Genomic DNA, 21885 nt, shown 5'->3' with positions numbered 1-21885 from the left:
TTCCATACGCGGATGAGCTTGCCTGAGCCTGTCTTTTTGCCTTCTGGTATTCTTGTGGGGCCTTTGGATGTCCCTGGAAAACCGCCGCTTTTGCCCGTTCGCCTACGGCCGGCCGGTGCCGCCTTCTGCGCGTTCGCGCATGGGCGCGGTGCAGGCGTGGATGACATCGGCAATCTGCCGGAGCTGGCGGACGAGCGGTGTCGCGTTGCGCCAGATCATGCCGATGGTGCGCGACGGTGAAGGCGCGGGGAAGCGGGCGATGGAAACCTGCGCCGACCGCGTTTCGACCGGAACGGCCATTTCGGGGATCAGGGTGATGCCGATACCTGCCCCCACCATCTGGACCAGCGTCGAAAGGGAGCTGCCTTCCATGATCTCACGCGGGCGGGCGGAGCCGATCCGGCAAAAGGAGAGGGCCTGCTCACGGAAGCAATGGCCTTCCTCCAGGAGCAGCAGCCGCATTTCGCGCAGTGCATCGCGCTCGGGCACGGGTTTTCCCGCGTCCTCGTGCCGCCGGACGAGCACGAAATCCTCGTCGAAGAGCTTGAACTCCGTCAACGAAGGCTCGGAAACCGGCAGGGCCACGATGGCCATGTCCAACTCGCCCTGCGCCAGCTCCTGTATGAGGCGTGCCGTCTGGGTCTCGCGCACATCGATCTGGATGCCCTCGAAGGTGCGGTTGAGCTCGTTGATGACGACAGGCAGCAGGTAGGGCGCGACCGTCGGGATGATGCCGATGCGCAGGCGTGCGAGGAACGGGTTGCGCGCGGCGCGGGCGAGCTCGCCCAGTTCATCCACGGCGCGCAGGATGTCGCGGACCCGGTGGGCGAAGATCTCGCCGAAGGCCGTCAGCTTCGCATCGCGCGCGGTGCGCTCGAAAAGCTCGTTGCCGAGCTGGTCCTCCAGTTCCCTGATCTGCATGGACAGCGCGGGCTGGGAAATCGCACATGCATCGGCGGCCAGGCGAAACCGGCCATGCCGGGTCAACGCCTCGAAATATCGCAGCTGTTTCAGGGTCAAGTTCGCCATAAGAATATCTTATCGGGATAATCAGTAAATCCAACTTAAATTTATCGTATCAGTCGGCTATGAAGGAGGCAACGAAGGCGCGGCGATCTGTTTGCCGTCATGCAAGGCGGCTAAGGTCGTTTTGTGCTTTCCGCCGATCACTGGGCATTGACGAACAGGAGACCATCATGGACCAGAAAACCGACACCGCGGGCAAGTGTCCCGTCGCGCATTCCGTAACGAAGGGTCGCTCTAACCGCGACTGGTGGCCGGACCAGCTGGATGTCCAGGTGCTGCACACGCATTCCAACCTGTCGGACCCGATGGGCGAGACCTTCAATTATGCCGAGGAATTCAAGAAGCTCGACCTGGACGCGCTGAAGCAGGACCTCCATGCGCTGATGACGGATTCGCAGGAATGGTGGCCGGCGGACTTCGGTCATTACGGCGGCCTCTTCATCCGCATGGCCTGGCACTCTGCCGGCACCTACCGCATCACCGACGGCCGTGGCGGTGCTGGCATGGGCCAGCAGCGCTTTGCGCCGCTCAATTCGTGGCCTGATAACGTCAACCTCGACAAGGCCCGCCGCCTGCTCTGGCCGATCAAGCAGAAGTACGGCAACAAGATCTCCTGGGCCGATCTTCTCATCCTGACCGGCAACGTCGCGCTCGAATCCATGGGCTTCAAGACCTTTGGTTTCGCCGGCGGCCGTGCCGACGTCTGGGAGCCTGAGGAGCTGTATTGGGGCCCGGAAGGCACCTGGCTCGGCGACGAGCGCTATAGCGGCGAGCGCGAACTGGCAGAACCCCTCGGCGCCGTCCAGATGGGCCTGATCTATGTCAACCCGGAAGGCCCGAACGGTAACCCGGACCCGCTCGCATCGGCGCGCGATATCCGTGCCACCTTCGCCCGCATGGCCATGAACGACGAAGAGACCGTCGCGCTCATCGCCGGCGGCCATACCTTCGGCAAGACCCACGGCGCGGGCGATCCCTCTTTCGTCGGCATCGATCCCGAGGGCGGCGAACTGGAAGCACAGGGTCTTGGCTGGAAGAGCACGTTCAATTCCGGCGTCGGCACGGATGCGATCGGCAGCGGGCTCGAAGTCACCTGGACCTCGACGCCGACCAAGTGGAGCAACAACTTCTTCTGGAACCTATTCGGCTACGAGTGGGAACTGGAGAAGAGCCCGGCCGGCGCGCACCAGTGGGTCGCCAAGGGCGCCGGTGCCACGATCCCCGACGCGTTCGATCCGAACAAGAAGCACCTGCCGCGCATGCTCACCTCGGACCTCGCGCTGCGCTTCGACCCGGAATACGAGAAGATCTCCCGCCGCTTCCTGGAGAACCCGGACCAGTTCGCCGATGCCTTTGCGCGCGCCTGGTTCAAGCTCACCCACCGAGACATGGGTCCCAAGGCCCGTTACCTCGGTCCGGAAGTGCCGGCTGAAGACCTGATCTGGCAGGATGTCATCCCCGCTGTCGACCATCCGCTGGTCGACGAGAAGGATATCGCGGATCTCAAGGCGAAGGTTCTGGCCTCCGGTCTTTCCGTGCAGGAACTGGTGTCCACCGCGTGGGCTTCGGCCTCGACCTTCCGCGGTTCCGACAAGCGCGGCGGCGCCAATGGCGCACGCATCCGCCTGGCTCCGCAGAAGGATTGGGAAGCCAATCAGCCGGAACAGCTTGCCCGCGTGCTCGGCGTTCTCGAAGGCATCCAGTCGGACTTCAATGCAGCCCAGACCGGCGGCAAGAAGATCTCGCTTGCCGACCTTATCGTGCTCGCCGGTGGCGCGGGTGTGGAGAAGGCGGCGAAGGATGGCGGCCACGACGTGACCGTGCCGTTCACGCCCGGCCGTATGGATGCGTCTGCCGAACAGACGGATGCGGCCTCCTTCGCTGCGCTCGAGCCGCGTGCCGATGGCTTCCGCAACTATGTGAACGCCAACCGCAAGCAGTTCCTCAAGGCAGAAGAAGCCCTCATCGATCGGGCTCAGCTCCTGACGCTCACCGCACCGGAACTGACGGTGCTGCTCGGCGGCCTGCGCGTGCTGAAGACCGGTGCGCCGGAGCATGGCGTCTTCACGCACCGCCCGGAAACCCTGACGAACGACTTCTTCGTGAACCTGCTCGACATGGGCACGGTCTGGGCCCCGCTCGCGGGCCAGAACGGCGTCTACGAAGGCCGCGACCGCAAGACGAACGAGGTCAAGTGGACCGGCACCCGCGTCGACCTGATCTTCGGTTCGCATGCCCAGCTGCGCGCACTTGCCGAAGTCTACGGCTCGTCCGACGCCCGCGAGAAGTTCGTGCGCGACTTCGTCGCTGCCTGGAACAAGGTCATGAACGCCGACCGTTTCGATCTCGCCTGATCGAACGATCGTCGCATCGAAAACGCCGCGGACAAGCTCCGCGGCGTTTTTGTTTGGAAGGCGTACTGCCTGACACCATGTCCGGCCGCGGGCAGCGCTCTCCATCCGGCTTGATAGGCGTTGCCTATCAAGCCATACGAACCGTCCCCTTGATCATTCCTGACGGATCGCAAATATCGCCGCCATGGACACACCCTTTATCGGTAAGAAATCCTCCGCGGCCGGCGGCTGGGGAGCGCTGAAAAGCTGCGGAAAACGTCTTCTGGAGAGCGGCATGCCGATCTCCGGCGCGCGCACGCTCTTGAAGGCCAACCAGCCGGACGGCTTCGATTGCCCGGGCTGCGCCTGGGGCGATCCCGCCCATGGCTCCTCGTTTGAGTTCTGCGAGAATGGCGTGAAGGCCGTCGCGTGGGAATCGACCGAGAAGCGCGCGACGCCGGCCTTTTTCGCCGCCAACACCGTTTCCGAACTGCGCAAGCTCAGCGATTACGAGCTGGAGCGAAACGGGCGGCTGACGCATCCGATGCGCTATGATGCGGCAAGCGACAAATATCTGCCGGTGGCCTGGGACGAGGCCTTTGCGGAGATCGGCGGCATTCTCAAGGGGCTCGATAGCCCGGATCGTGCCGAGTTCTACACATCCGGCCGCGCCAGCAACGAAGCGGCCTATCTCTATCAGCTTTTCGTGCGCATCTACGGGACAAACAATTTCCCCGACTGCTCGAACATGTGCCATGAGGCGAGCGGCGTCGGCCTGAAGCAGGCGATCGGCGTCGGCAAGGGCACGGTCCTGCTGGAGGATTTCGAAGCGGCGGATGCGATTTTCGTGATCGGCCAGAACCCCGGCACCAACCATCCCCGCATGCTGGGCGACCTGCGTCGCGCGGCCATGCGCGGCGCGCGTATCGTTGTCTTCAATCCCATCCGCGAACGCGGGCTTGAGCGCTTCTCCGACCCGCAGGACAAGATCGAGATGTTGCGCGGCGGGGCGACGGACATCGCCAGCCACTATTTCCAGCCGCAGCTCGGAGGCGACATGGCCGCCGTGCGCGGCATGGCAAAGGTCGTGCTGGCGGCCGAGGATGCGGCGGTTGCCGCCGGTCTTCCCTCCGTTCTCGACCATGCTTTCCTTGCCGAGCACTGCGCCGATTTTGCCGCCTACCGCGCCGCGGTCGATGCGACGGAATGGGCCGCGATCGAGGATCAATCGGGCCTCACGCGTGTCGAGATCGAACGGGCAGCCGAGGTCTATATGAAGGCCGACCGGGTGATCTGCACCTGGGCGATGGGTGTCACGCAACATATCCATTCCGTTGCGACGATCCGCGAAATTGCCAACTTCATGTTCCTGCGCGGCAATATCGGCCGGCCCGGGGCCGGCCTCTGCCCGGTGCGCGGCCACTCCAACGTTCAGGGCGACCGCACCGTCGGCATCAACGAGAAGCCGCCGAAGGCTTTCCTCGATGCGCTGGAGACACATTTCGGTTTCACGGTGCCGCGCAAGGACGGGCACAATGTGCTGTCCGCCATCGGCGCCATGCTGGACGGGTCGGCGCAGGCCTTTATCGGCCTTGGCGGCAATTTCGCGCGCGCGACGCCCGACAGCGCCCTCGTCGAGAAAGCTCTGAGTGGCCTCAAGCTCACGGTCAACATCGCCACCAAGCCCAACCACTCGCACCTGATGCCGGGCGAAGTGTCCTATATCCTGCCCTGCCTGGGCCGCACGGAAATGGACCTCAACTCAGCCGGCCAATCGCAGCTGATCAGCGTCGAGGACTCCATGAGCATGGTGCACGGCTCGGCGGGAATCAATCGCCCGGCCTCGCCGCATCAGCTGTCCGAAGTCTCGATCATCGCCGGCATCGCGGCGGCGACCGTCGGCGACGGCGTCGTCGAATGGCGGGCGCTCGCCGACGACTACGACCGGATCCGCGACCATATCGAGGCGACCATTCCGGGTTTCGAAGACTACAACAAGCGTCTGCGCAAGCCGCGCGGCTTTCACCTGCGCAACACGGCGGCCCACCGCGAGTGGAGCACGCCGGCCGGCAAGGCGACCTTCTTCAGCGGCCCGCTGCCGTCGGAGACGGTGCACCAGCGCGCCAAGCGCGGCGGCGGACGCTACGCGCTGCAGACATTCCGGTCGCACGACCAGTACAACACCACGGTCTATGGCCTCGACGATCGCTATCGCGGCGTCTATGGCGAGCGCCAGGTGATCTTCATCCATCCTGAAGACCTGAAGGCCATGGGGGCCGAAGCCGGCGAACGTGTGGACGTCGTCGGTGATCATGATGACGGCGTCGAGCGTATCGCCGCAGATTTCCGTTTCGTGCCCTACGATATCCCGCGCGGCAGCATTGCCGGGTATTATCCGGAACTGAACGTGCTCGTGCCGCTCGCCAGCGCCGGCGAGGAGAGCGACACGCCGACCTCCAAGTCGATCATGGTGACGTTCCGCAAGCGGGCGGCGTGAGCGCCGCCGCACCCGATGCGGACGACTTCCTTGCGGCGGTCGGGAAGTTGCAGCAAAGAGATCCTGGCCTGACCGCGCTCGAGACCGGACTCCTTGTCGCCGCCCACACCGATATTGCCCGCGACAGCCGCACCTTTTCGCGGCTGCTCGACATCGAGCACGCGCTGGTGCTGCGCGCGGTCAACGGCCTGGCGCAACGCGAAGGATTGCTGCATATCGAAAAGAGGGATGGCCGCACCATGCGCACGCATTTCACGCTCGGTAAGGCGGCGGCGCATCTTTTCGCGGAGGATATGCGGTGAAAAAAAGCCCCGCACGAAGCGGGGCAGCAAGCGCCACGGTTTGGCTCCCGGTGACGCGGGGAAGCTCGCGAGAACGCGAGTAACCCCAACTACGGTTTTGACCATCGACAAGGAAGGTCTGATATGGCGAATCGGGTACGGTTGATTAAATAAACCTGCGTGAGAAATTATCTTGCGGGCTTCAAGGCGGAGCGCGTTCGAGAAGGACCATTTCGCTCGTCGGAGCGTGTTTGAAGGCGACCGGCCGCGCCGCTTGACCGCAAGCACCTCGATCATCACCCATCACCAAAACCTATGATGTGATCTTATTGTTTCATGAGGTCCCGGTCGCTTCACGCTTGACACAGAAAGCTGTGCGCTGACAGATTTCGTTGTCAGACATCTTACATAATAATGGGGATCAAGGCTGACCTACCTAAGGAGGACCACATGAAAACGCTTTTCATGCGATTTACCATCGGGGCCGCGTTCCTGGCGGCTGCGGTATCGGCACAGGCCGGAGAAACGCTCGACCGCGTCATGGAAAAGAAGGCGATGGTTGTCGCCACCAACAGCGGCTGGCCACCCCAGAGTTACCTCGACGACAACAACGAGATGGTCGGCTTCGACATCGACGTGTCGCGCGAGATCGCCAAGCGCCTCGGCGTCGAGGTGAGCTTCGATACGCCGGACTGGCAGACATTGACGGGTGGCCGCTGGCAGGGTCGATACGACCTCGGCGTCGGCTCGGTCACGCCCACCAAGGCACGCGCGCAGGTCATCGACTTCGTCGGGATCTATTATTACAGCCCCTATGTCTATGTCGTGCACAAGGACAGCGAGGCAAAGTCCGTCAACGACCTGAACGGTAAGGTCATCGGCGTTGAGACCGCGACGACGTCCGAAGACTTCATCAACCGCCGCCTCGAGATCGATGCGCCCGGCCTTCCGCCCGTGGAGTACAAGCTGGAACCGGGCGAGGTCCGCACCTTCGCTGATTCCATGCTGCCCTTCGACGATCTGCGCCTTGGAGCCGGTGTTCGCCTCGATGCCGTTATCGCGCCGGAACAGACGGCGATGAACGCCATCAAGAACGGTTATCCGGTCAAGATCCTCGAAGGGGAATATGCCTTCCGCGAGCCGCTCGTCGTCATCGCGGAGAAGGTCGACCCAGAATGGACCGCGAAGGTCGGCGGGATCATCGAGGAGATGAAGAAGGACGGGACGCTGGGCCAGCTGACCACCAAGTGGTACGGCAAGGATTACAGCGCCGACTGAGGCAAGGCCGGCGCGGGCGATCTACGTCCGCGCCATTCATTTTCAGGGGGAGCATGCCGATGGCCTATCCGGACACCTATTACAAGAGAACCATGGCGGACGGCGCGACGCGCGGGGCCCTTTCGGGCACGGTGGAATGCGACGCGGTCATCATCGGTGGGGGCCTGGCCGGTCTGTCGACCGCCCTGCAACTCGCGAGGGCCGGCAAGCGCGTCGCGGTGCTGGAGGCCGAAAGCGTCGGCTTCGGCGCGTCGGGACGCAATGGCGGCTTTGTCAGCGCCGGCTATGCGACTGATGCCGACGATATCGCCCGGATCGCAGGCAAGGACACAGCACGCAAGCTCCACATGCTTTCCATCGAGGGTGTGGATTTCGTTCGCGACAATATCAGGGCGCTCGGCATCGACGATGCCAAACCCGTGCCCGGTCTCATGAGCGTGCTGCGCTACGACGATGCTGCAAGTCTCAAGGCCTATGCCGAGCAGACCCGACGCGACTACGGTTATGAACTGGAATATATGGACCGCGACGCCGTGCGGGCGGTCCTGAAGTCGGAGCGCTATTTTCAGGCGCTGCGCAATCCGAACGCCTTTCACATCCATCCCCTGAACTACCTGCGCGGGATCGCACGCGAGATCGAGCGTCTCGGCGGGTTGATCTTCGAACAATCTCCCGCAACGGCCACGGCGCTTTCGGGACCCGAAAAGCGGGTGAAAACCGCAGGCGGCGAGGCGCGGGCGCGGGACGTCGTCTTCACGACGGGCGGCTATACAGGCGGCCTCAACGGCAGGCTGAAGCGCTCCTTCCTGCCGATCGCGACCTATGTCATGGTCAGCGAAGAGGCGCCGGAGCTGATCGCGTCGGCCATCGCTACGCGCGACGCCATCGGCGACAACCGCAGGGCAGGGGATTATTACCGCGTCATCGACGATGGCCGCCGGCTTCTCTGGGGTGGACGCATCACCACGCATGCTGCCTCGACGGCCGGTCTCGTCAAGGAACTGCGTGCGGAGATGGTCGGCACCTATCCGCAGCTCGCGGGCCTTAGAACGGAACTCGCCTGGTCGGGCCTCATGTCCTATGCCCGCCACCTGATGCCCCAGATCGGCTGCATGAGCCCGGGCGTCTGGTATTGCACCGCATTCGGCGGGCACGGGCTGAACACCACGGCGATCGGCGGCAAGGTGATCGCCGAAGGCATTCTCGGCGCCAGCGATCGCTACCGGCTCTACGAGCCTTTCGGCCTCGTGTGGGCCGGCGGCCTTGCGGGGCTTGCGGTGGCGCAACTCACTTACTGGAAGCTTCAGGCACAGGACTGGTGGCGCGAGCGCGCAGCCTGAACGTCTGACACGGGAAAGGACGAAACATGATCGGTCGGCTGATACTCTCCTATCCCGAAACAGCGCGCAGGGTCGGCAGCCTGCTGATCCTCGCCTTCGTGGTAGCGGCCCTCTATGCCCTTGGGGTGAGCCCGGCGTGGATGGGCCATCTGCTGCCGTCGTCGGCGGAGTGGGTCAAAGCCAATCCCGGTATCGGCCGGCTTGTCTCGGCACTGCTGATCGCGCTGATCCTCGCCGCGAACTGGAAGGCGTTGCGCCAGCTTTCACGGCGCCAGCAGATCGTGGCCGTCTGGCTCGAGCTCTTCGCGTTGCTGATGCTGTTCTTCTATTCCTTCGATCTGTCCTTTGCCTTCATCGCCAAGAAGATCGGCTTCCTCATTTCGCAGGGCGTCGTGACCACGCTCTATATCTCGGCCATTTCGATCGTCATCGCGACGATCATCGCGCTTGCCGGCGCGATCGCCAAGCTGTCAAGCAATGGCGTGATCTACGGGCTTGCGACCTTCTACACCTCGCTTTTCCGCGGTCTGCCCCTGCTCATGCAGATCTATATCATCTATCTCGGCCTGCCGCAGGTCGGTTATGTGATCGGCGCCGTGCCGGCCGGCATTCTCGCGCTCTCGCTCTGCTACGGCGCCTATATGACGGAAATCTTTCGCGCTGGTATCCAGAGCATCAATCGCGGCCAGACGGAGGGCGCGACGGCGCTCGGTCTGAGCCCCGCCCAGACCATGATGCTGGTCATCCTGCCGCAGGCGATGCGTGTCATCATCCCGCCCACCGGCAACCAGTTCATCGCCATGCTGAAGGATTCCTCGCTCGTATCGGTCGTCGGTGTCTGGGAGATTATGTATCTCGCCCGCACGATGGGTCAGACGGAGTTCCGCCATATCGAGATGCTGATCACCGCGTCTATGATCTACTGGATCCTGTCCATCGGCCTGGAATTCGCGCAATCCCGCATCGAAGAGCGTTTCGGCCGCTTCAACGCTCGTTGAAGGGGGCTTGCATCAGAGCGGCTGCGGTTCCTGCGGGAAGCCGCCGACATGGGTGCAGGTCAGGGCCGCATGATCACGCCCGGCGGTAAGGCAATCCGAAAGCGGCCGTTTGCCGATACGGGCGGCCAGGAAGCCCGCGATGAAGCTGTCGCCTGCACCTGTCGTATCCACGACCGGTACGGTCAAGCTGCCGATCTCGACGCGTTCATGCCCGTCGCCGGCAATCGAGCCGTCGCTGCCACGGGTGACCACGGCAAGGAGTGCACCGTCTTCAAGCAGCTTACGCAGTATAACGTCTGCCTTGCCATGGTCGTCGCCGGCTGAGGCAAAGACGACGGAAAGGCCCGCGATGCCCAGATCGGCCGGATTCGCATTGACGGAAATATCCTGTGAGATGCTGACGCCTGCCGCTGCAAGGGTTCGCCGCAGGGCGCCGCCATCGTCCAGCCAGCCGATATGAACATGGTCCATGGTCTTGAGAACCGCGGTTTCCGCATCGTCGGGCCTGTAGCCGGCACAGGCGCCGAAATCCTCGTGGACGAAGATGCGCTCGCCCGAGGGCGTGATCTCGATATCGGTATAGGCCGTTATGCCGGGGCGTTTGCACAGATATGTGACGTCCACCCCGTTTGCGGCCAGCGCCGCGCTCGTCCGCCGGCCGCCTTTGTCATCGCCGACCGCGCCGAAGTAGAGCGCCGTATGTCCAAGCCGCGCAAGCTGCACGGCGACATTCACCGCGTTCCCGCCCACGAGCGATTGTGAGAGCGGCGGGCCGAAGCGATCTATGCAGTTATCGCCGACGGCGGCGAACTTAAGGCGCGTCATGAGCATACCAGGGTAAGGCTCTGAAACTATGGACGTCGGCTCCTGCATTTCCGACTTTCAGGCTATCGTCAAGCCGTGGTTTCAATAGGCGACCCGCTTGTAGTAGCGCCGGGTCGTCAGCGGATGATTGCGCATGACCTCCAGATGGGCGCTGATACGTTCGAGAACGGTTGCCAGCACCACGGGTGAAACAAGCGCCCGGACCTCAGCCGAAAGGCCGGGTAGCGCAAAGGCGGCGGTGTCGAGCACGGTCAGCCTGTCGGTATATTGCGGTACGAAGGATGCGACGCGCTCTGCCAGCGGCCGCAATTCGTCTTCGCCCTTGAAGAGGATGACGCTGACATCCTTTTCCACCAGTTCCAGAGTGCCGTGGAAGAAGTCGGAGGCGTGGACGGGGCGGGTGCGTATCCACTGCATCTCTTCCAGGATGCACATGCCGTAGTAGAACGCTTCCGGCCAGACGTTTCCCGCGCCGGTGATGATATGATAGTCCGATCCGGCAAGAACCTTTGCAAAGGCTTCCGCCTGTGGCTCGTAGGCGCGCTTCACCTCCAACAGCAGTTCAGGCATGCGATCCAACCCGGCGACGATATCATCGTGGTTCGCGATCTCGCCGCGATGGTGCAGGATCGCCAGCGCTATGAAGAGGGATTGCAGGTAGAAGGATTCCGACGAGGTGTCGTCGGCCGCGGCGTTGACGAAGACATGGTCGCCGCCTTGCCCGAGCGGCGTATCCGCATTGCCGACAAGGGTGAGCACGGTGGCACCGATCGCCTTCAGCTTCTCCAGCAGCGCCACGCTTTCCTTCGTCGTGCCGGAAAGCGACGGCATGACGACGATGGACCTGTTCGTCAGATGGGCGGAGCCGGTGATGACGAGTTCGGCCGGCATGTCGATGAAGGCGGGAAAGCGCGAGCGCCGTTGCAAGAGCTGGACTGCCGGCTGCATCAGGATCGCCGCACCGCCCGTGCCGAGGAAGAAGATGTTCTCGGCACCGGCGTCGAGGCAACCGGCAATAACGGTCTCCAGGCGCTGCCGCAATGCGACCGCGCCGGCCTGGATGCGAAGAAATCTCTGTTCGTCGAAGTTCAGCATGACGGCTCTTCCTGAAGAATGCGAAAGTTGTAAGACAACTGACATCATGACTATCATCTGTCAAGATGTGCCCGGCGGCCTGCTGCGCCGTCGTATGGAATTTCGCTTGTTGGCGCCCAATCAACCTCGACCTTGACCCGCCCGGATTTGTCAGACAAGAAAGGACAGGACCAACGATCAAACGAGGCTTACGGTGGAGGAACCTCTGCGCGATTCGCGCACGCTTGCCGTTCAGCTCCGCGACCGGATCGCCGACCTCATTCGCGGGGAGGGGCTGAAGCCGGGCGACAAGCTGCCGACCGAAGCCCAGTTGACCCAGCGCTTCAAGATTTCCCGTCCCGCGCTGCGCGAGGCGCTGAAACTGCTTGAGCAGGACGACGTGATCTTTGTCGAGCACGGCCGCGGCCGTTTCGTCTCCGCGCTGTCGGCCGTGCAGGTCGACCGGCCGATTACGGCTTTCGAGAGCGTGACCGACATGGCGCGCCAATACGGCTACCGGCCGGTCAACCGCGTGCTGTCGATCGCGGAGGAGAAGCCGGAAAAGCGTGTCGCAGAAAGCCTGCGGCTGGCGCCGACGGACAGGGTTATCCGCATCGAGCGTATCCGCCTGCATGACGACACGCCCATTCTCTACTGCGTCGATTACCTCCCGCGTGCTCTTGTTCCAGGTCCGCTCTATGACATCGAGTGGAGCGGGTCGTTGCTCGACCTCATGGAACGGTACGGAAATCGGCCGCGCATGTCGGCGGCCAGCGTTTCGGCCGTCATGCTGCCCCAGGACGTGATCGACCGGCATGGCCTGCGCGATTTCGGCCCCGCCCTGCTCATCACGGAAACCTGCTTCAACGCTGCGGGCGAACCGGTGAACTACGCCATCGATTATCATCGTGGTAGCCATTTCTCCTTCAGCCTGACGCGCAAGTAGCGGCCAGACCTTTCACATCAGAGGTGGATATGACCGAAGAGATCAATCGGAAAGTCGCACTCGTGGCCGGCGGCGCCGGCGGCATGGGAATAGCAATCGCCACTCGTCTCGCCGCCGCCGGTTACGCCGTCGCCATTGCTGACCTCGCCTCCGAGCGCCTGACCTCTGCGGTGGCGGCACTGAAGGCACAGGGTGCCGACGTGCTCAGCGTGCCACTCGATATCCGCAAGGTTTCCGCCTGCGCGGCCGCCGTCGAAGCCGTCATCGGCTGGCATGGCCGCCTCGACGTACTGGTCAACGCGGCCGGCGTCTGGCGTGAGGGCGATGCCGTCACGATGACGGAAGACGACTGGGATATCGTTCTCGACGTCAACCTCAAGGGGGCGTTCTTCCTGATCCAGGCGGCCATCCCGCACCTCGCCGCGGGCGCTGCCATCGTCAACATCGCTTCGGATGCCGGTCTCGTCGGCAATAACGGCGCATCGATCTATTGCGCGTCCAAGGGTGGGCTCGTGCTGCTGACCAAGGCGCTGGCACTGGAGCTTGCGCCGCGGCAGATCCGGGTCAATGCCGTTTGCCCCGGCGATGTCGCCACGCCGATGATCGACTTCCAGGCCGAGCGCTATGGCGGCGGCGATCCGGAAGGCTACAAGGCGAAGCTCCTCTCGAACTATCCGCAGCAGGCGGCCGCCCGCTTCATCCGGCCTGAGGAGATTGCGCGCATGGTGGCCTTCCTGTGCGAGGAGAGTGCCGCCCCGATCACCGGTGCGGCCCTTTCGATCGATTTCGGCGTGACGGCCGGCTACTGAGGAGAAGCATATGCAGCGCAAGACCGCGATCATCACGGGGGCAGGCGCCGAGGACGGCATCGGCTTCGCCTGCGCCAGAAGCCTGGCCGAAGAGGGCCTCGCCGTTCATCTCGTCGCCACCAGCGAACGCATCCTCCAGCGGGCGCAGGAACTCCAGGCTGCCGGCTTTTCGGCAGCGGGTCATATCTGTGATCTGACCGCGAAGGCTGCGGTCGAGACCCTGCGCCGTGTGACCGGCCCCGCCGCCATCCTCGTCAACAATGCCGGCATGGGAAGTCTGGCGCAGCCGGCATTGCAGCGCGAATTCGTCGATCTCGAGGAGGCCGACTGGGATCGTGGCATCTCCGTCACGCTGAAGACCGCCTTCCTCGCGACGCGCATCTACCTACCGGACATGCTGGCGGATGGCTATGGCCGTATCGTCAACGTGGCGTCGGTGACCGGGCCCTATGTCGCCAATCGCGGTGAAACGGCCTACTCCGCCGCGAAGGCCGGGATGGTGGGCATGACGCATGCGCTTGCGCTGGAGGCCGGCCCGCGTGGCGTCACGATCAATGCCGTCGCGCCGGGCTGGATCGATACCGGCGCTTCCACCGACGAAGAACGCCGCGCGGCGAAGGCGACGCCCTGCGGCCGTGCCGGCCGGCCCGACGAGGTTGCCGCAGCCGTCACCTTCCTTGCCTCGCCGAAGGCCAGCTACATCAACGGCGCCGTGCTGGTGGTGGACGGCGGAAACATCCTGCAGGAAACAAAGATCTGACGTCCGGCTCCGGCGGACGTTCGGGCGGCATGGAACATCGCGCGGGTCCTCTCGTTTGGGCATAATCCATGCAACAGCGAGGAGACCCGACATGCCCCAGGGAGACAAGTCCGCCTATACCGACAAGCAGAAGCGCAAGGCCGAGCATATCGAGGAAGGCTACAAGGAGCGCGGTGTTTCAAACGATGAAGCCGAGCGCCGCGCCTGGGCCACCGTCAACAAGGATAGCGGCGGCGGCAACAAATCCGGCTCGGGCCGAGGCAAGGCCGATACGAACGCCTCCGCCAAGAAAGGCGGCCGGAAGGGTGGCGCCGCGTCGGCTGATCGCCCTGCATCGGAGCGTTCGGCCAGCGCCAAGAAAGCCGCCGAAACCCGCAAGGAGAGGCATCATTGACGCGACGGGCCTCGTGCCGGCCTAGTCCTGTTTTCGAACGAAGCTTGCGTTGCCGAGGCCGGTTCCGATGGTGATTGCGCCCCAGTGGTCGACATCGGCCATGCGGGGCACTTCCGACAGGCCCTGAACAACCGCGTCGTTGTGCATGATGACGAAGGTCGGGTGGTCCGCGATCTGCGGGATCGCTTTGCGAAGCGCTTCCGGGAGGTTGAAATGGGTGCTTTCCCAGTTGCCGCCTGGAAGGTTCTGGCCGCCCCGGGCAATCGAACCGTCGGCTGCGATGATCCCGGGACATCCGATGCCGATCACGGGCGCCAGTGCGATCTTCGCCTTCTTCGCCTTGGCGATCAGGTCCTCGATCATGCTGACCAGATAGGCAATGGTCGCGGTGCGTCGCGGTTCGTCCTCGGCGTGACGCCACAGTTCCGATTTCCACACCTTCGCCTTTGAGAAGTCCGGCTTCTCATCGAGATTGAGCTTCACGATGCCGGCACGGATGTTGGTCCCGCCGATATCGACGGCAATGATGGCGTCGTGGCCCCGAAGCATCCAGGCAGGAATGAGATGGACCGCGCCGATGAGACCGGCCTTGTCAGGGTGATGCTCGATCGGCAGAACGTCCACCTTCATTCCGGCCGCCTTCAGCAGCAAGCCGGTTCGCGCGATCGCCATAAGGCCCGACAGGCTGTCCTTGAACCCGCCGCCGACCACGATCTTCTTCACGCCCTTCCACGGGTCTTCCTTCATGTAGCGGGTCAGGACGCCGGCGAGCTCCCGTGAAAAATCGTCGATGGCGGAAAGCACAAGGGCAGCCTTTTCCGTTTCGAGCTGGTCGAGAAGGGCGTCGACGTCCTTCTTCGAGAGGTCGCCTGTGGCGATGTCTCCGAGGGGATCCGATCCGCCGTCCCGCGCTCGCTTGCGCCAATCATCGAGCATGTCGCGGAAGGCAGATTTGTTGGCGCGGTCGCCGATGAAGCCGTCCTTGTCGCGGACCTCCAGGTTGTAACTTGCCACCGTCACCGCCGGCAGATCCTCCGCGCCGTGGGCGACGGGCGCCGCACTTCCGTTGCTCTCCTGCGGTTTCTTCTTCTTGGTCATACCAGCTCCCAGCCCCCGTGACGAAACGCAGAACCCAAATGCGGGGCGATGAAACTTGTTCCGGCACGCCCCCTTGCCGGGCCGGATTTACGATCTACTTGCAATGCCATGACTGAACTGGAGAAATTGCGTCCGTCGGACGCGGCCACCCGCCGTCTCGTTCGCCGCCTCGTCGACGAACCGGAGCGCTGGGCACTCTTCCTCGATATCGATGGCACGCTGCTCGACCTTGCGGCGACGCCCGATGCCATTCAGGTCCCGCTGTCGCTCGCTTCGGATCTCAGCGCCATTTCGGCCCGTCTCGGCGGCGCGCTGGCGCTCGTGACAGGCCGGAGCCTTCCTTACGCCGATGGCCTCTTCGCACCGCATCGCTTCCCCATTGCCGGGCTGCACGGCGCGCAGTTCCGCAGCGCGGATGGCAAGGTGAATGCCGTCGTCGAGACCCCGGCTTTCGCGGCCATCAAGCTGCGCCTGCTGCAGCAGACGGCATGGATGGAGGGCGTGCTGATCGAGGATAAGGGTGCTGCCGTCGCGGCCCATTACCGGCTGGCGCCCGCCTATGACAAGGCGCTCGAGCAGATCATGCGTGCCTTCGCCGAGGAGGCGGGACCGGACTGGGTGCTGCAACCCGGCAAGATGGTGTTCGAAATCCGGCCGTCGCGCGCAGACAAGGGGGAGGCGGTTGCGTCCTACCTGGAAGAGCCCGTGTTTGCCGGGCGCCTGCCGATCGCGATCGGCGACGATCTCACCGACGAATCCATGTTTGCGCTGGCCAATGCGCGGGGCGGGCAGTCGATCCGCGTCGGCTCGCTGTCGACCGAAACCTGCGCGCTCGCCAAGGCATCCTCCCCGTCCGCGATCCGCTCGGCGCTGGCGACCATCGCGTCCTCAACCGGCGAGAAGAAGGCGTCGGCGTCGTAGAGGCCGGAACCCAAACCGGTTCCACGCCTTTCCCTTCGGAGCAAGGGAGAGAACGATGAAGCACAAATTACTGGCAAACGATGCGGGGGAACGCACCTTCATCCTGATCCTCGAAGAAGGCGATGAGGCTTTCGCATGTCTCACCGCGTTCGCGCAGCAGGAACGGATCACGGCGGCGTCCGTCACCGCCATCGGCGCTTTCCGGTCGGCGACCATTGCCTTCTTCGAGTTCGAGACGAAGAACTACAAGCGGATACCTGTCGAGGTGCAGTCGGAGGTGCTCAGCCTGATGGGTGACATTGCCGTCGATGACGAGGGCAAGGCGAGCCTGCATCTTCACGTCGTGCTCGGCCTGTCCGATGGGAGCACGAGGGGCGGCCATTTCCTGGAAGGCCATGTGCGGCCGACATTGGAGGTGGTGGTGCGCGAAACGCCGGCGAAACTGCGCCGCAGGCGCCGTGCCGAACTGGGTATCGCGCTGATCGATATCGACCAGGCTTGAAAAGAAGGGCGGAGACGGCTGTCCCCGCCCTTCAAGGGCGGCTCACCAGCCGGCGGTGTTGTACTTGGCGTCGACCTCGTTGATGGCGTTGACGTTGCCGGCCGAGCGGCCGTTTTCGTCGAAGGTCTGGGCCAGGAAGGCGTCCGCGATGGTCTTTGCGACTTCCGAACCGATGACGCGTGCGCCCATCGTGATGATCTGCGCATTGTTGGAAAGCGCCGCGCGCTCGGCAGAATAGGTATCGTGGGTCAGCGCCGCGCGGATGCCGGGCACCTTGTTGGCCGCGATGCACACACCGATGCCAGTGCCGCAGACGAGGATCGCGCGGTCATATTCGCCGGCGATGACGGCAGAGGCGACGCGGTCGGAGAGGGTGGCGTAGAACGCATCCGGGCCGGCATCGGTACGCGAGACTTCGTGCACTTCGTGGCGGTCCTTGAGGTAATCGGCGAGAACCTTGGCGAGGCCTTCGCCCGCGCTGTCACCGGCAATAGCAAGTTTCATGGTGCAACTCCTTTTCAGAGGGTGGCGGCGCAACGCGCCAGGATGTCGAGATAGCCTTCAACCTTCCAGGCTGAGCGGCCGATGAAAAGCCCGTCGATATTGGGGCAGGCGATCAGTTCTTCGCAGTTCTGCGGATTGACCGAGCCGCCGTAGAGGCACGGGATCCGGCGGCCGAGGATATCCTCCGCGACCCTGGCGATTTCGGCATGCCGTGCATCGGCATAGTCTGCGGTTGCCGGAATGCCCTTTTCGCCGATTGCCCAGACGGGCTCATAGGCGAGCAGGATTTCCGCTTCCTTCTGTGCGCCCTGGAGTTTTCCGAGGGCGCCGCGAACCTGCTGCGCCAACACGGCGTCGGCATTGCCGCTTTCCCGGTCCGCGAGCGTTTCACCGATGCAGATGAGCGGCACGAGGCCATGACGCACGGCGGCCTCCGTCTTCAGGCCGACAGCCTCGTCCGTCTCCCCGAAATGCTCGCGGCGTTCGGAGTGGCCGAGTTCGACGAGGTCGAGATTGCAGTCCTTCAGCATGACCGGAGAAATCTCGCCGGTCCAGGCACCCTCGTCGGCCCAGTGCATGTTCTGTGCGCCGACCTTGACGGAGGTCTCGGCAAGCAGCGCCTTGACCTCGCGCACCGCGGTGAAGGGCGGGATGATGAAGCGCTGGATGCGGGCATGGCGATCCTTGTCGGCAGCCTTCAGGCCCTCGGCGAAAACCTTTGCCTCGGCCAGCGTCTTGTTCATCTTCCAGCTTGTGCCGACCCAGAAGTTCTGGCCGTCGCTCATGGTGTATTCTCCCTCGTCATTGTGTGCCTCATGCGGAGCTTTCTAGCAGAAGACGGGCGGTTCGCTCGTCGGTGATCAGGCCGTGAAGCTTGTAGCTGTGCAGAACGGCCCGGATGGCTTCGGTCTTGGCCGGGCCGCCGGCAATGGCGACGATGCGATCCCGGCCGGGCTCGGTGAAGGAGGCCGCAAGCGTTCGTGCCGTCACCGATGTTTCCAGGATACGGCCCTTGTTGTCGAAGAAGTGGCCGAGCAGTTCGCCGATGCCGCCAAGCGCTGCGATTTCCTCCAGTTCGTCGGCGTGCAGCATGCCGGAGGTGACGAGGTGTGCCTGGCTGTCCACCGTGCCGATGCCGACGATCTTCAGATCGGCGCTGCGGGCGAGATGGAACACATCGCTGACGCCGCGTTGGGCAAGCAGCACCTCGCGGTCGTCTTCGGTATTGGCGAAGAAGGGTACGGGCATCACATAGGCCTGCCTGCCGGTCTTTGCCGCAAGCTGGTGCATCACGTCATAGGGGTTTGTCGCGTAATCGCGGGTGAGCCCGCCCAGCAGCGAGACGAAACGCGCATTGCCTGCGCTGATGCGCGGCAGGTGATGGACGGCCGCCGACAGCGTGCGGCCATGACCAAGGCCGATGACGGCAGCCGCGCCGCCCTCGATTTCCCGGCGGAGGAAATCCGCGCCGGCATGGCCGAGCGCCGTCAGCGCAAGCGCATCATCGTCGACATCGGGGGCGACCTCACAGTAATCCAGACCGTAGCGCTCCGAAAGCGCGACCTCCAGGTTGACGCATTCGGCGATATCCCCGTCGATGCTGACCTTCACCACGCCCTCGGCCACCGCACGCGAAATCAGTCGGTGCGCCTTGCCCGAGGGAATGCCGAGCCGCTTGGCCACGGCGGACTGGGTGAAGCCCCCGACATAGTGCAGCCAAGCGGCACGGACGGCGAGGGAATCTTCGTTATCGGTCATCGATGATGTCCTGTCCTGCTGTCATCCGGCGGGGCCGGGTTATTCAGCCTATTTTCAGATCGGATGCACCGGTATCGATATGGGGCGCCCAGAAGGCAATGCTTTCGGCAATCTGCGGGATGACCTCGCGGTCGTTCGGTTCGCGTTCCTTGAAGGAGAGTTCGAGGCAGATCTCGTTGTCGACCGCACCGCCTTCGGCAAATGCCTTCAGCAACGGTTCCGGCTGGATGCGGCCCTTGGCGTTGAATGCGGCGGTGAACGGCCGATGGCCGCCCTTGTCCATCAGGCTCTGCTTGATGTGGATGATCGGCGATACCGTCGGAACGGCGCGTGCCCAGGCATAGGGGTCGTAGTCGTCGGGGTTGTCGGACGTCACGTCCCCATGGTCGATATCGGCCATCATCCACATGGGAACGGCCATGTTCGCCGACGTCAGGCGATCCTGCAGGGCGAGGCAGGCCTTGATCGTCTCGCCGAATTCGCGCCCGACGCTCATCGGTTCCCAGAACACGTAGGAGAGGCCGGCGTCCCGGGCGTGGTCGGCGACCTCTGCCCAACAGTCGATTGCGATCTTGATCAGGTCTTCGCGACGGACCGGATCATCATAGTCCTTGTAGGTGAAGATCGCGAACTGGGTGCCGACGGACTGGCCGCCGAGATCGCCGATGATGTCGGCGAAGGTCTTGAACCAGTCGATGTAATAGCGCCGCACTTCTGCGTCGGGGTGGCCGAAATGATTGAGACGGCCATAGGGGCCGGTCATGCCGGACGTGACACGCACGCCCGTGCGCTGGAGCGCGCGGTCCATCTGTCGCGTCAGGCGGCGGATCGTATCGGCATTCCAGCTTGGATTGATGAACTCATGGGTCAGCTGAAGATCGCGCAGCCGGAGATCCCGTGCGACCGTATCGATGAGGTCGTCAGGATCGGCAAAGCGGTTGACGAGCGGATTGGTGTTGAGCGAGAGCGTCAGTGGCATGGTTTTCCTCACGCCGCTGCAAGGCGGCTGGTGCTGAACCAGTCCGCGAAGGCGGCCCGTTCGGCTTCCGTCAGGTGGAGGTAGTGCTTGGTGCGGCGATAGAGAATGTCCTGCGCCGTCAGCGCCCATTCGTTCTCGACGAGATAGCGGGCTTCCGCCTCGTAGAGCTGCCCGCCGAAATGCCGGCCGAGGTCTCCGATGCCGGCGGCATTGCCGACGACGGCCTTCGTGCGTGTACCATAAAGGCGCCCATAGTGCTGGACGAGCTTGCGCGGCATCCAGGGATAGATGTCCCGCAGGCTGTTGGCGAAGGTCTCGTAGTCGGCATTCGGCATGTCGCCGCCGGGCAGGGGCGCCTTCTCGGTCCAGTCGGCGCCCATGTTCGGGAAGATATGTTTCAGGCGGTGCATGCCGCGCTCGGCAAGTTCGCGGAACGTCGTGATCTTGCCGCCGAATACGTTGAGCAGCGGTGCGCCGCCGGTTTCGTCGAGATCGAACACATAGTCGCGGGTAACGGCGGAGGGGTTGCCCTTGCCGTCGTCGAAGAGCGGGCGCACGCCGGAGAAGGAATGCAGCACGTCCTGACGGCGAAGCTTCTCCTTGAAGTAGCGGTTCACGGCCTTCAGCAGGTAATCGATCTCCGCCTCGTCGGCGGCAACGTCCTCGGCGCGGCCTTCATAGGCGATGTCAGTGGTGCCGATCAGCGCCTTGTCGCCCTCGTAGGGATTGATGAAGATGACACGCTTGTCGTGGTTCTGGACCAGATAGGCGTTCGCGCCCGCCCAGAACTTTGGAACGATGATGTGGCTGCCCTTCACGAGGCGGACATTGCGCGCGGAATTCGAGCCGGCGACGCGGTTGATGATGTCGGTCACCCAGGGGCCGGCACAGTTGACGAGGCACTTGGCGCGGAACGTGCGGGTCTCGCCCGTCACGCTGTTCTGGGTCGTGACGGTCCAGGCGCCATTCTCGCGGCGCGCCGATACGGTGGGCGAGCGGGTCAGGATGACGGCGCCTTTCTCGGCGGCGCCGATGGCGTTCAGCGTCACGAGGCGGGCGTCGTCCACCCAGCAATCGGAATATTCGAAGCCGCGGGTGTACTGGTCGAGGATCGGCGTGCCCTCGGGATCGCGCTTGAGGTCCAGCGTGCGGGTGCCGGGCAGTTTCTTGCGGCCGCCGAGATGGTCGTAGAGGAAGAGGCCGAGGCGCACGAGCCAGGCCGGCCGATCCTCAGGACTATGGGGCAGAACGAAACGCATCGGCCAGATGATGTGGGGAGCGGCGTTGAGAAGCACCTCACGCTCGATCAAGGCTTCGCGGACCAGACGGAACTCGTAATATTCCAGGTAGCGAAGGCCGCCATGGACCAGTTTTCCGGAGCGTGAGGAGGTGCCTTCGGCAAGGTCGTCCTTTTCGCTCAGCACGACGGACAGACCGCGTCCGGCAGCGTCGCGTGCGATGCCCGCGCCGTTGATGCCCCCGCCGATGACGAAGAGGTCAATAAGCTGTGGCTCGTTCATATCAGTCTCCTCTGGCGCCGCCGCAGCGGCACGATCATCGTT

The 21885-nt window shown here is 63.7% G+C and carries 21 protein-coding genes; 12 read left to right on the top strand and 9 right to left on the bottom strand.

All coding sequences use genetic code 11. The features are described 5' to 3' along the window. Positions 1–102: 102 nt before the first annotated feature. The gene (locus K6301_RS18245) at positions 103–1029 is read right to left on the bottom strand and encodes a hydrogen peroxide-inducible genes activator (RefSeq protein WP_247221957.1); all 927 of its coding nucleotides are present in this window, start codon (positions 1027–1029) and stop codon (positions 103–105) included. A gap of 167 nt (positions 1030–1196) precedes the next feature. Here K6301_RS18245 and katG point away from each other — a divergent pair, with 167 nt between their 5' ends. The 6 genes from katG (at position 1197) to K6301_RS18215 (ending at position 9753) form a co-directional block, all read left to right on the top strand. Beyond that, positions 1197–3380 (top strand): catalase/peroxidase HPI, encoded by a 2184-nt coding sequence (katG, locus tag K6301_RS18240; protein WP_247221956.1) that lies wholly within the window; start codon positions 1197–1199, stop codon positions 3378–3380. Positions 3381–3564: 184 nt separating this feature from the next. Further along, positions 3565–5856: an FdhF/YdeP family oxidoreductase gene (locus K6301_RS18235; protein WP_247221955.1), complete on the top strand. Its 2292-nt coding sequence runs from the start codon at positions 3565–3567 to the stop codon at positions 5854–5856. After that, on the top strand, positions 5853–6158 hold the full coding sequence (locus tag K6301_RS18230; protein WP_247221954.1) for a hypothetical protein: 306 nt from the start codon (positions 5853–5855) through the stop codon (positions 6156–6158). The genes K6301_RS18235 and K6301_RS18230 overlap by 4 nt, the downstream gene beginning before the upstream one ends. A gap of 429 nt (positions 6159–6587) precedes the next feature. Continuing rightward, positions 6588–7415, top strand: coding sequence for a transporter substrate-binding domain-containing protein (locus K6301_RS18225; RefSeq protein WP_247221953.1), 828 nt, complete (start codon positions 6588–6590; stop codon positions 7413–7415). A 59-nt stretch (positions 7416–7474) separates the two neighbouring features. After that, entirely contained in the window at positions 7475–8755 is a 1281-nt protein-coding gene (locus K6301_RS18220; RefSeq protein WP_247221952.1) for an NAD(P)/FAD-dependent oxidoreductase, read from the top strand. Positions 8756–8781: 26 nt separating this feature from the next. Then, entirely contained in the window at positions 8782–9753 is a 972-nt protein-coding gene (locus K6301_RS18215; protein WP_247221950.1) for an amino acid ABC transporter permease, read from the top strand. 12 nt (positions 9754–9765) lie between these two features. On the opposite strand, the gene K6301_RS18210 is transcribed toward K6301_RS18215, so the two are convergent. Further along, positions 9766–10578, bottom strand: coding sequence for a PfkB family carbohydrate kinase (locus K6301_RS18210; RefSeq protein WP_247221949.1), 813 nt, complete (start codon positions 10576–10578; stop codon positions 9766–9768). Between the two features lie 81 nt (positions 10579–10659). Next, positions 10660–11673 (bottom strand): SIS domain-containing protein, encoded by a 1014-nt coding sequence (locus K6301_RS18205; RefSeq protein WP_247221948.1) that lies wholly within the window; start codon positions 11671–11673, stop codon positions 10660–10662. Positions 11674–11866: 193 nt separating this feature from the next. On the opposite strand from K6301_RS18205, the gene K6301_RS18200 reads away from it, so the two are divergent. The 4 genes from K6301_RS18200 (at position 11867) to K6301_RS18185 (ending at position 14561) form a co-directional block, all read left to right on the top strand. Beyond that, positions 11867–12598, top strand: a complete 732-nt coding sequence (locus K6301_RS18200) for a GntR family transcriptional regulator (RefSeq protein WP_247221947.1) — start codon at positions 11867–11869, stop codon at positions 12596–12598. A gap of 41 nt (positions 12599–12639) precedes the next feature. Beyond that, positions 12640–13407: an SDR family NAD(P)-dependent oxidoreductase gene (locus tag K6301_RS18195; protein ID WP_247222539.1), complete on the top strand. Its 768-nt coding sequence runs from the start codon at positions 12640–12642 to the stop codon at positions 13405–13407. 10 nt (positions 13408–13417) lie between these two features. Further along, positions 13418–14167 carry an SDR family NAD(P)-dependent oxidoreductase gene (locus K6301_RS18190; protein ID WP_247221946.1) on the top strand — a complete coding sequence of 250 codons (750 nt, stop codon included), beginning with the start codon at positions 13418–13420 and terminating at the stop codon, positions 14165–14167. A gap of 91 nt (positions 14168–14258) precedes the next feature. Continuing rightward, the gene (locus K6301_RS18185) at positions 14259–14561 is read left to right on the top strand and encodes a plasmid stabilization protein (protein ID WP_134648761.1); all 303 of its coding nucleotides are present in this window, start codon (positions 14259–14261) and stop codon (positions 14559–14561) included. 21 nt (positions 14562–14582) lie between these two features. Here K6301_RS18185 and K6301_RS18180 read toward each other — a convergent pair whose 3' ends face one another. Further along, positions 14583–15659, bottom strand: a complete 1077-nt coding sequence (locus K6301_RS18180; protein ID WP_160870555.1) for an ROK family protein — start codon at positions 15657–15659, stop codon at positions 14583–14585. Between the two features lie 108 nt (positions 15660–15767). Here K6301_RS18180 and otsB point away from each other — a divergent pair, with 108 nt between their 5' ends. Together otsB and K6301_RS18170 are read left to right on the top strand one after the other, a co-directional pair. Beyond that, positions 15768–16580 carry a trehalose-phosphatase gene (gene otsB, locus K6301_RS18175; protein ID WP_247221945.1) on the top strand — a complete coding sequence of 271 codons (813 nt, stop codon included), beginning with the start codon at positions 15768–15770 and terminating at the stop codon, positions 16578–16580. Positions 16581–16635: 55 nt separating this feature from the next. Continuing rightward, a complete protein-coding gene (locus K6301_RS18170; RefSeq protein ID WP_160870557.1) occupies positions 16636–17082 on the top strand; it encodes a PPC domain-containing DNA-binding protein in 447 nt (148 codons plus the stop codon). A gap of 42 nt (positions 17083–17124) precedes the next feature. Here K6301_RS18170 and derI read toward each other — a convergent pair whose 3' ends face one another. Genes derI through K6301_RS18145 form a run of 5 tightly spaced genes read right to left on the bottom strand, consistent with a single transcriptional unit; the run spans position 17125 to position 21843 of the window. Next, entirely contained in the window at positions 17125–17586 is a 462-nt protein-coding gene (gene derI / locus K6301_RS18165; RefSeq protein ID WP_247221944.1) for a D-erythrulose-4-phosphate isomerase, read from the bottom strand. A 14-nt stretch (positions 17587–17600) separates the two neighbouring features. Beyond that, positions 17601–18371: a triose-phosphate isomerase gene (locus tag K6301_RS18160; protein WP_247221943.1), complete on the bottom strand. Its 771-nt coding sequence runs from the start codon at positions 18369–18371 to the stop codon at positions 17601–17603. 28 nt (positions 18372–18399) lie between these two features. After that, on the bottom strand, positions 18400–19344 hold the full coding sequence (locus K6301_RS18155) for a sugar-binding transcriptional regulator (protein WP_247221942.1): 945 nt from the start codon (positions 19342–19344) through the stop codon (positions 18400–18402). Positions 19345–19387: 43 nt separating this feature from the next. Beyond that, positions 19388–20323: a sugar phosphate isomerase/epimerase family protein gene (locus tag K6301_RS18150; RefSeq protein WP_247221939.1), complete on the bottom strand. Its 936-nt coding sequence runs from the start codon at positions 20321–20323 to the stop codon at positions 19388–19390. An 8-nt stretch (positions 20324–20331) separates the two neighbouring features. Beyond that, positions 20332–21843, bottom strand: coding sequence for a glycerol-3-phosphate dehydrogenase (locus K6301_RS18145; RefSeq protein WP_247221937.1), 1512 nt, complete (start codon positions 21841–21843; stop codon positions 20332–20334). Positions 21844–21885: the final 42 nt, after the last annotated feature.

The organism is Shinella oryzae (assembly GCF_023038235.1).
Taxonomy (GTDB): Bacteria; Pseudomonadota; Alphaproteobacteria; order Rhizobiales; family Rhizobiaceae; genus Shinella; species Shinella sumterensis.
The sequence above is the reverse complement of the archived record's forward strand: the minus strand, read 5'-3'. Positions and strand labels throughout refer to the sequence as shown.

Bases quoted from the DNA above. Each gene is read 5' to 3' on its own strand.
- derI (WP_247221944.1), bottom strand. From the start codon at position 17,586: ATGAAACTTGCTATTGCCGGTGACAGCGCGGGCGAAGGCCTCGCCAAG.
- K6301_RS18210 (WP_247221949.1), bottom strand. From the start codon at position 10,578: ATGACGCGCCTTAAGTTCGCCGCCGTCGGCGATAACTGCATAGATCGC.
- K6301_RS18245 (WP_247221957.1), bottom strand. From the start codon at position 1,029: ATGGCGAACTTGACCCTGAAACAGCTGCGATATTTCGAGGCGTTGACC.
- K6301_RS18205 (WP_247221948.1), bottom strand. From the start codon at position 11,673: ATGCTGAACTTCGACGAACAGAGATTTCTTCGCATCCAGGCCGGCGCG.
- K6301_RS18225 (WP_247221953.1), top strand. From the start codon at position 6,588: ATGAAAACGCTTTTCATGCGATTTACCATCGGGGCCGCGTTCCTGGCG.
- K6301_RS18180 (WP_160870555.1), bottom strand. From the start codon at position 15,659: ATGACCAAGAAGAAGAAACCGCAGGAGAGCAACGGAAGTGCGGCGCCC.
- K6301_RS18170 (WP_160870557.1), top strand. From the start codon at position 16,636: ATGAAGCACAAATTACTGGCAAACGATGCGGGGGAACGCACCTTCATC.
- katG (WP_247221956.1), top strand. From the start codon at position 1,197: ATGGACCAGAAAACCGACACCGCGGGCAAGTGTCCCGTCGCGCATTCC.
- otsB (WP_247221945.1), top strand. From the start codon at position 15,768: ATGACTGAACTGGAGAAATTGCGTCCGTCGGACGCGGCCACCCGCCGT.
- K6301_RS18160 (WP_247221943.1), bottom strand. From the start codon at position 18,371: ATGAGCGACGGCCAGAACTTCTGGGTCGGCACAAGCTGGAAGATGAAC.
- K6301_RS18215 (WP_247221950.1), top strand. From the start codon at position 8,782: ATGATCGGTCGGCTGATACTCTCCTATCCCGAAACAGCGCGCAGGGTC.
- K6301_RS18220 (WP_247221952.1), top strand. From the start codon at position 7,475: ATGGCCTATCCGGACACCTATTACAAGAGAACCATGGCGGACGGCGCG.
- K6301_RS18190 (WP_247221946.1), top strand. From the start codon at position 13,418: ATGCAGCGCAAGACCGCGATCATCACGGGGGCAGGCGCCGAGGACGGC.
- K6301_RS18235 (WP_247221955.1), top strand. From the start codon at position 3,565: ATGGACACACCCTTTATCGGTAAGAAATCCTCCGCGGCCGGCGGCTGG.
- K6301_RS18150 (WP_247221939.1), bottom strand. From the start codon at position 20,323: ATGCCACTGACGCTCTCGCTCAACACCAATCCGCTCGTCAACCGCTTT.
- K6301_RS18185 (WP_134648761.1), top strand. From the start codon at position 14,259: ATGCCCCAGGGAGACAAGTCCGCCTATACCGACAAGCAGAAGCGCAAG.
- K6301_RS18155 (WP_247221942.1), bottom strand. From the start codon at position 19,344: ATGACCGATAACGAAGATTCCCTCGCCGTCCGTGCCGCTTGGCTGCAC.
- K6301_RS18145 (WP_247221937.1), bottom strand. From the start codon at position 21,843: ATGAACGAGCCACAGCTTATTGACCTCTTCGTCATCGGCGGGGGCATC.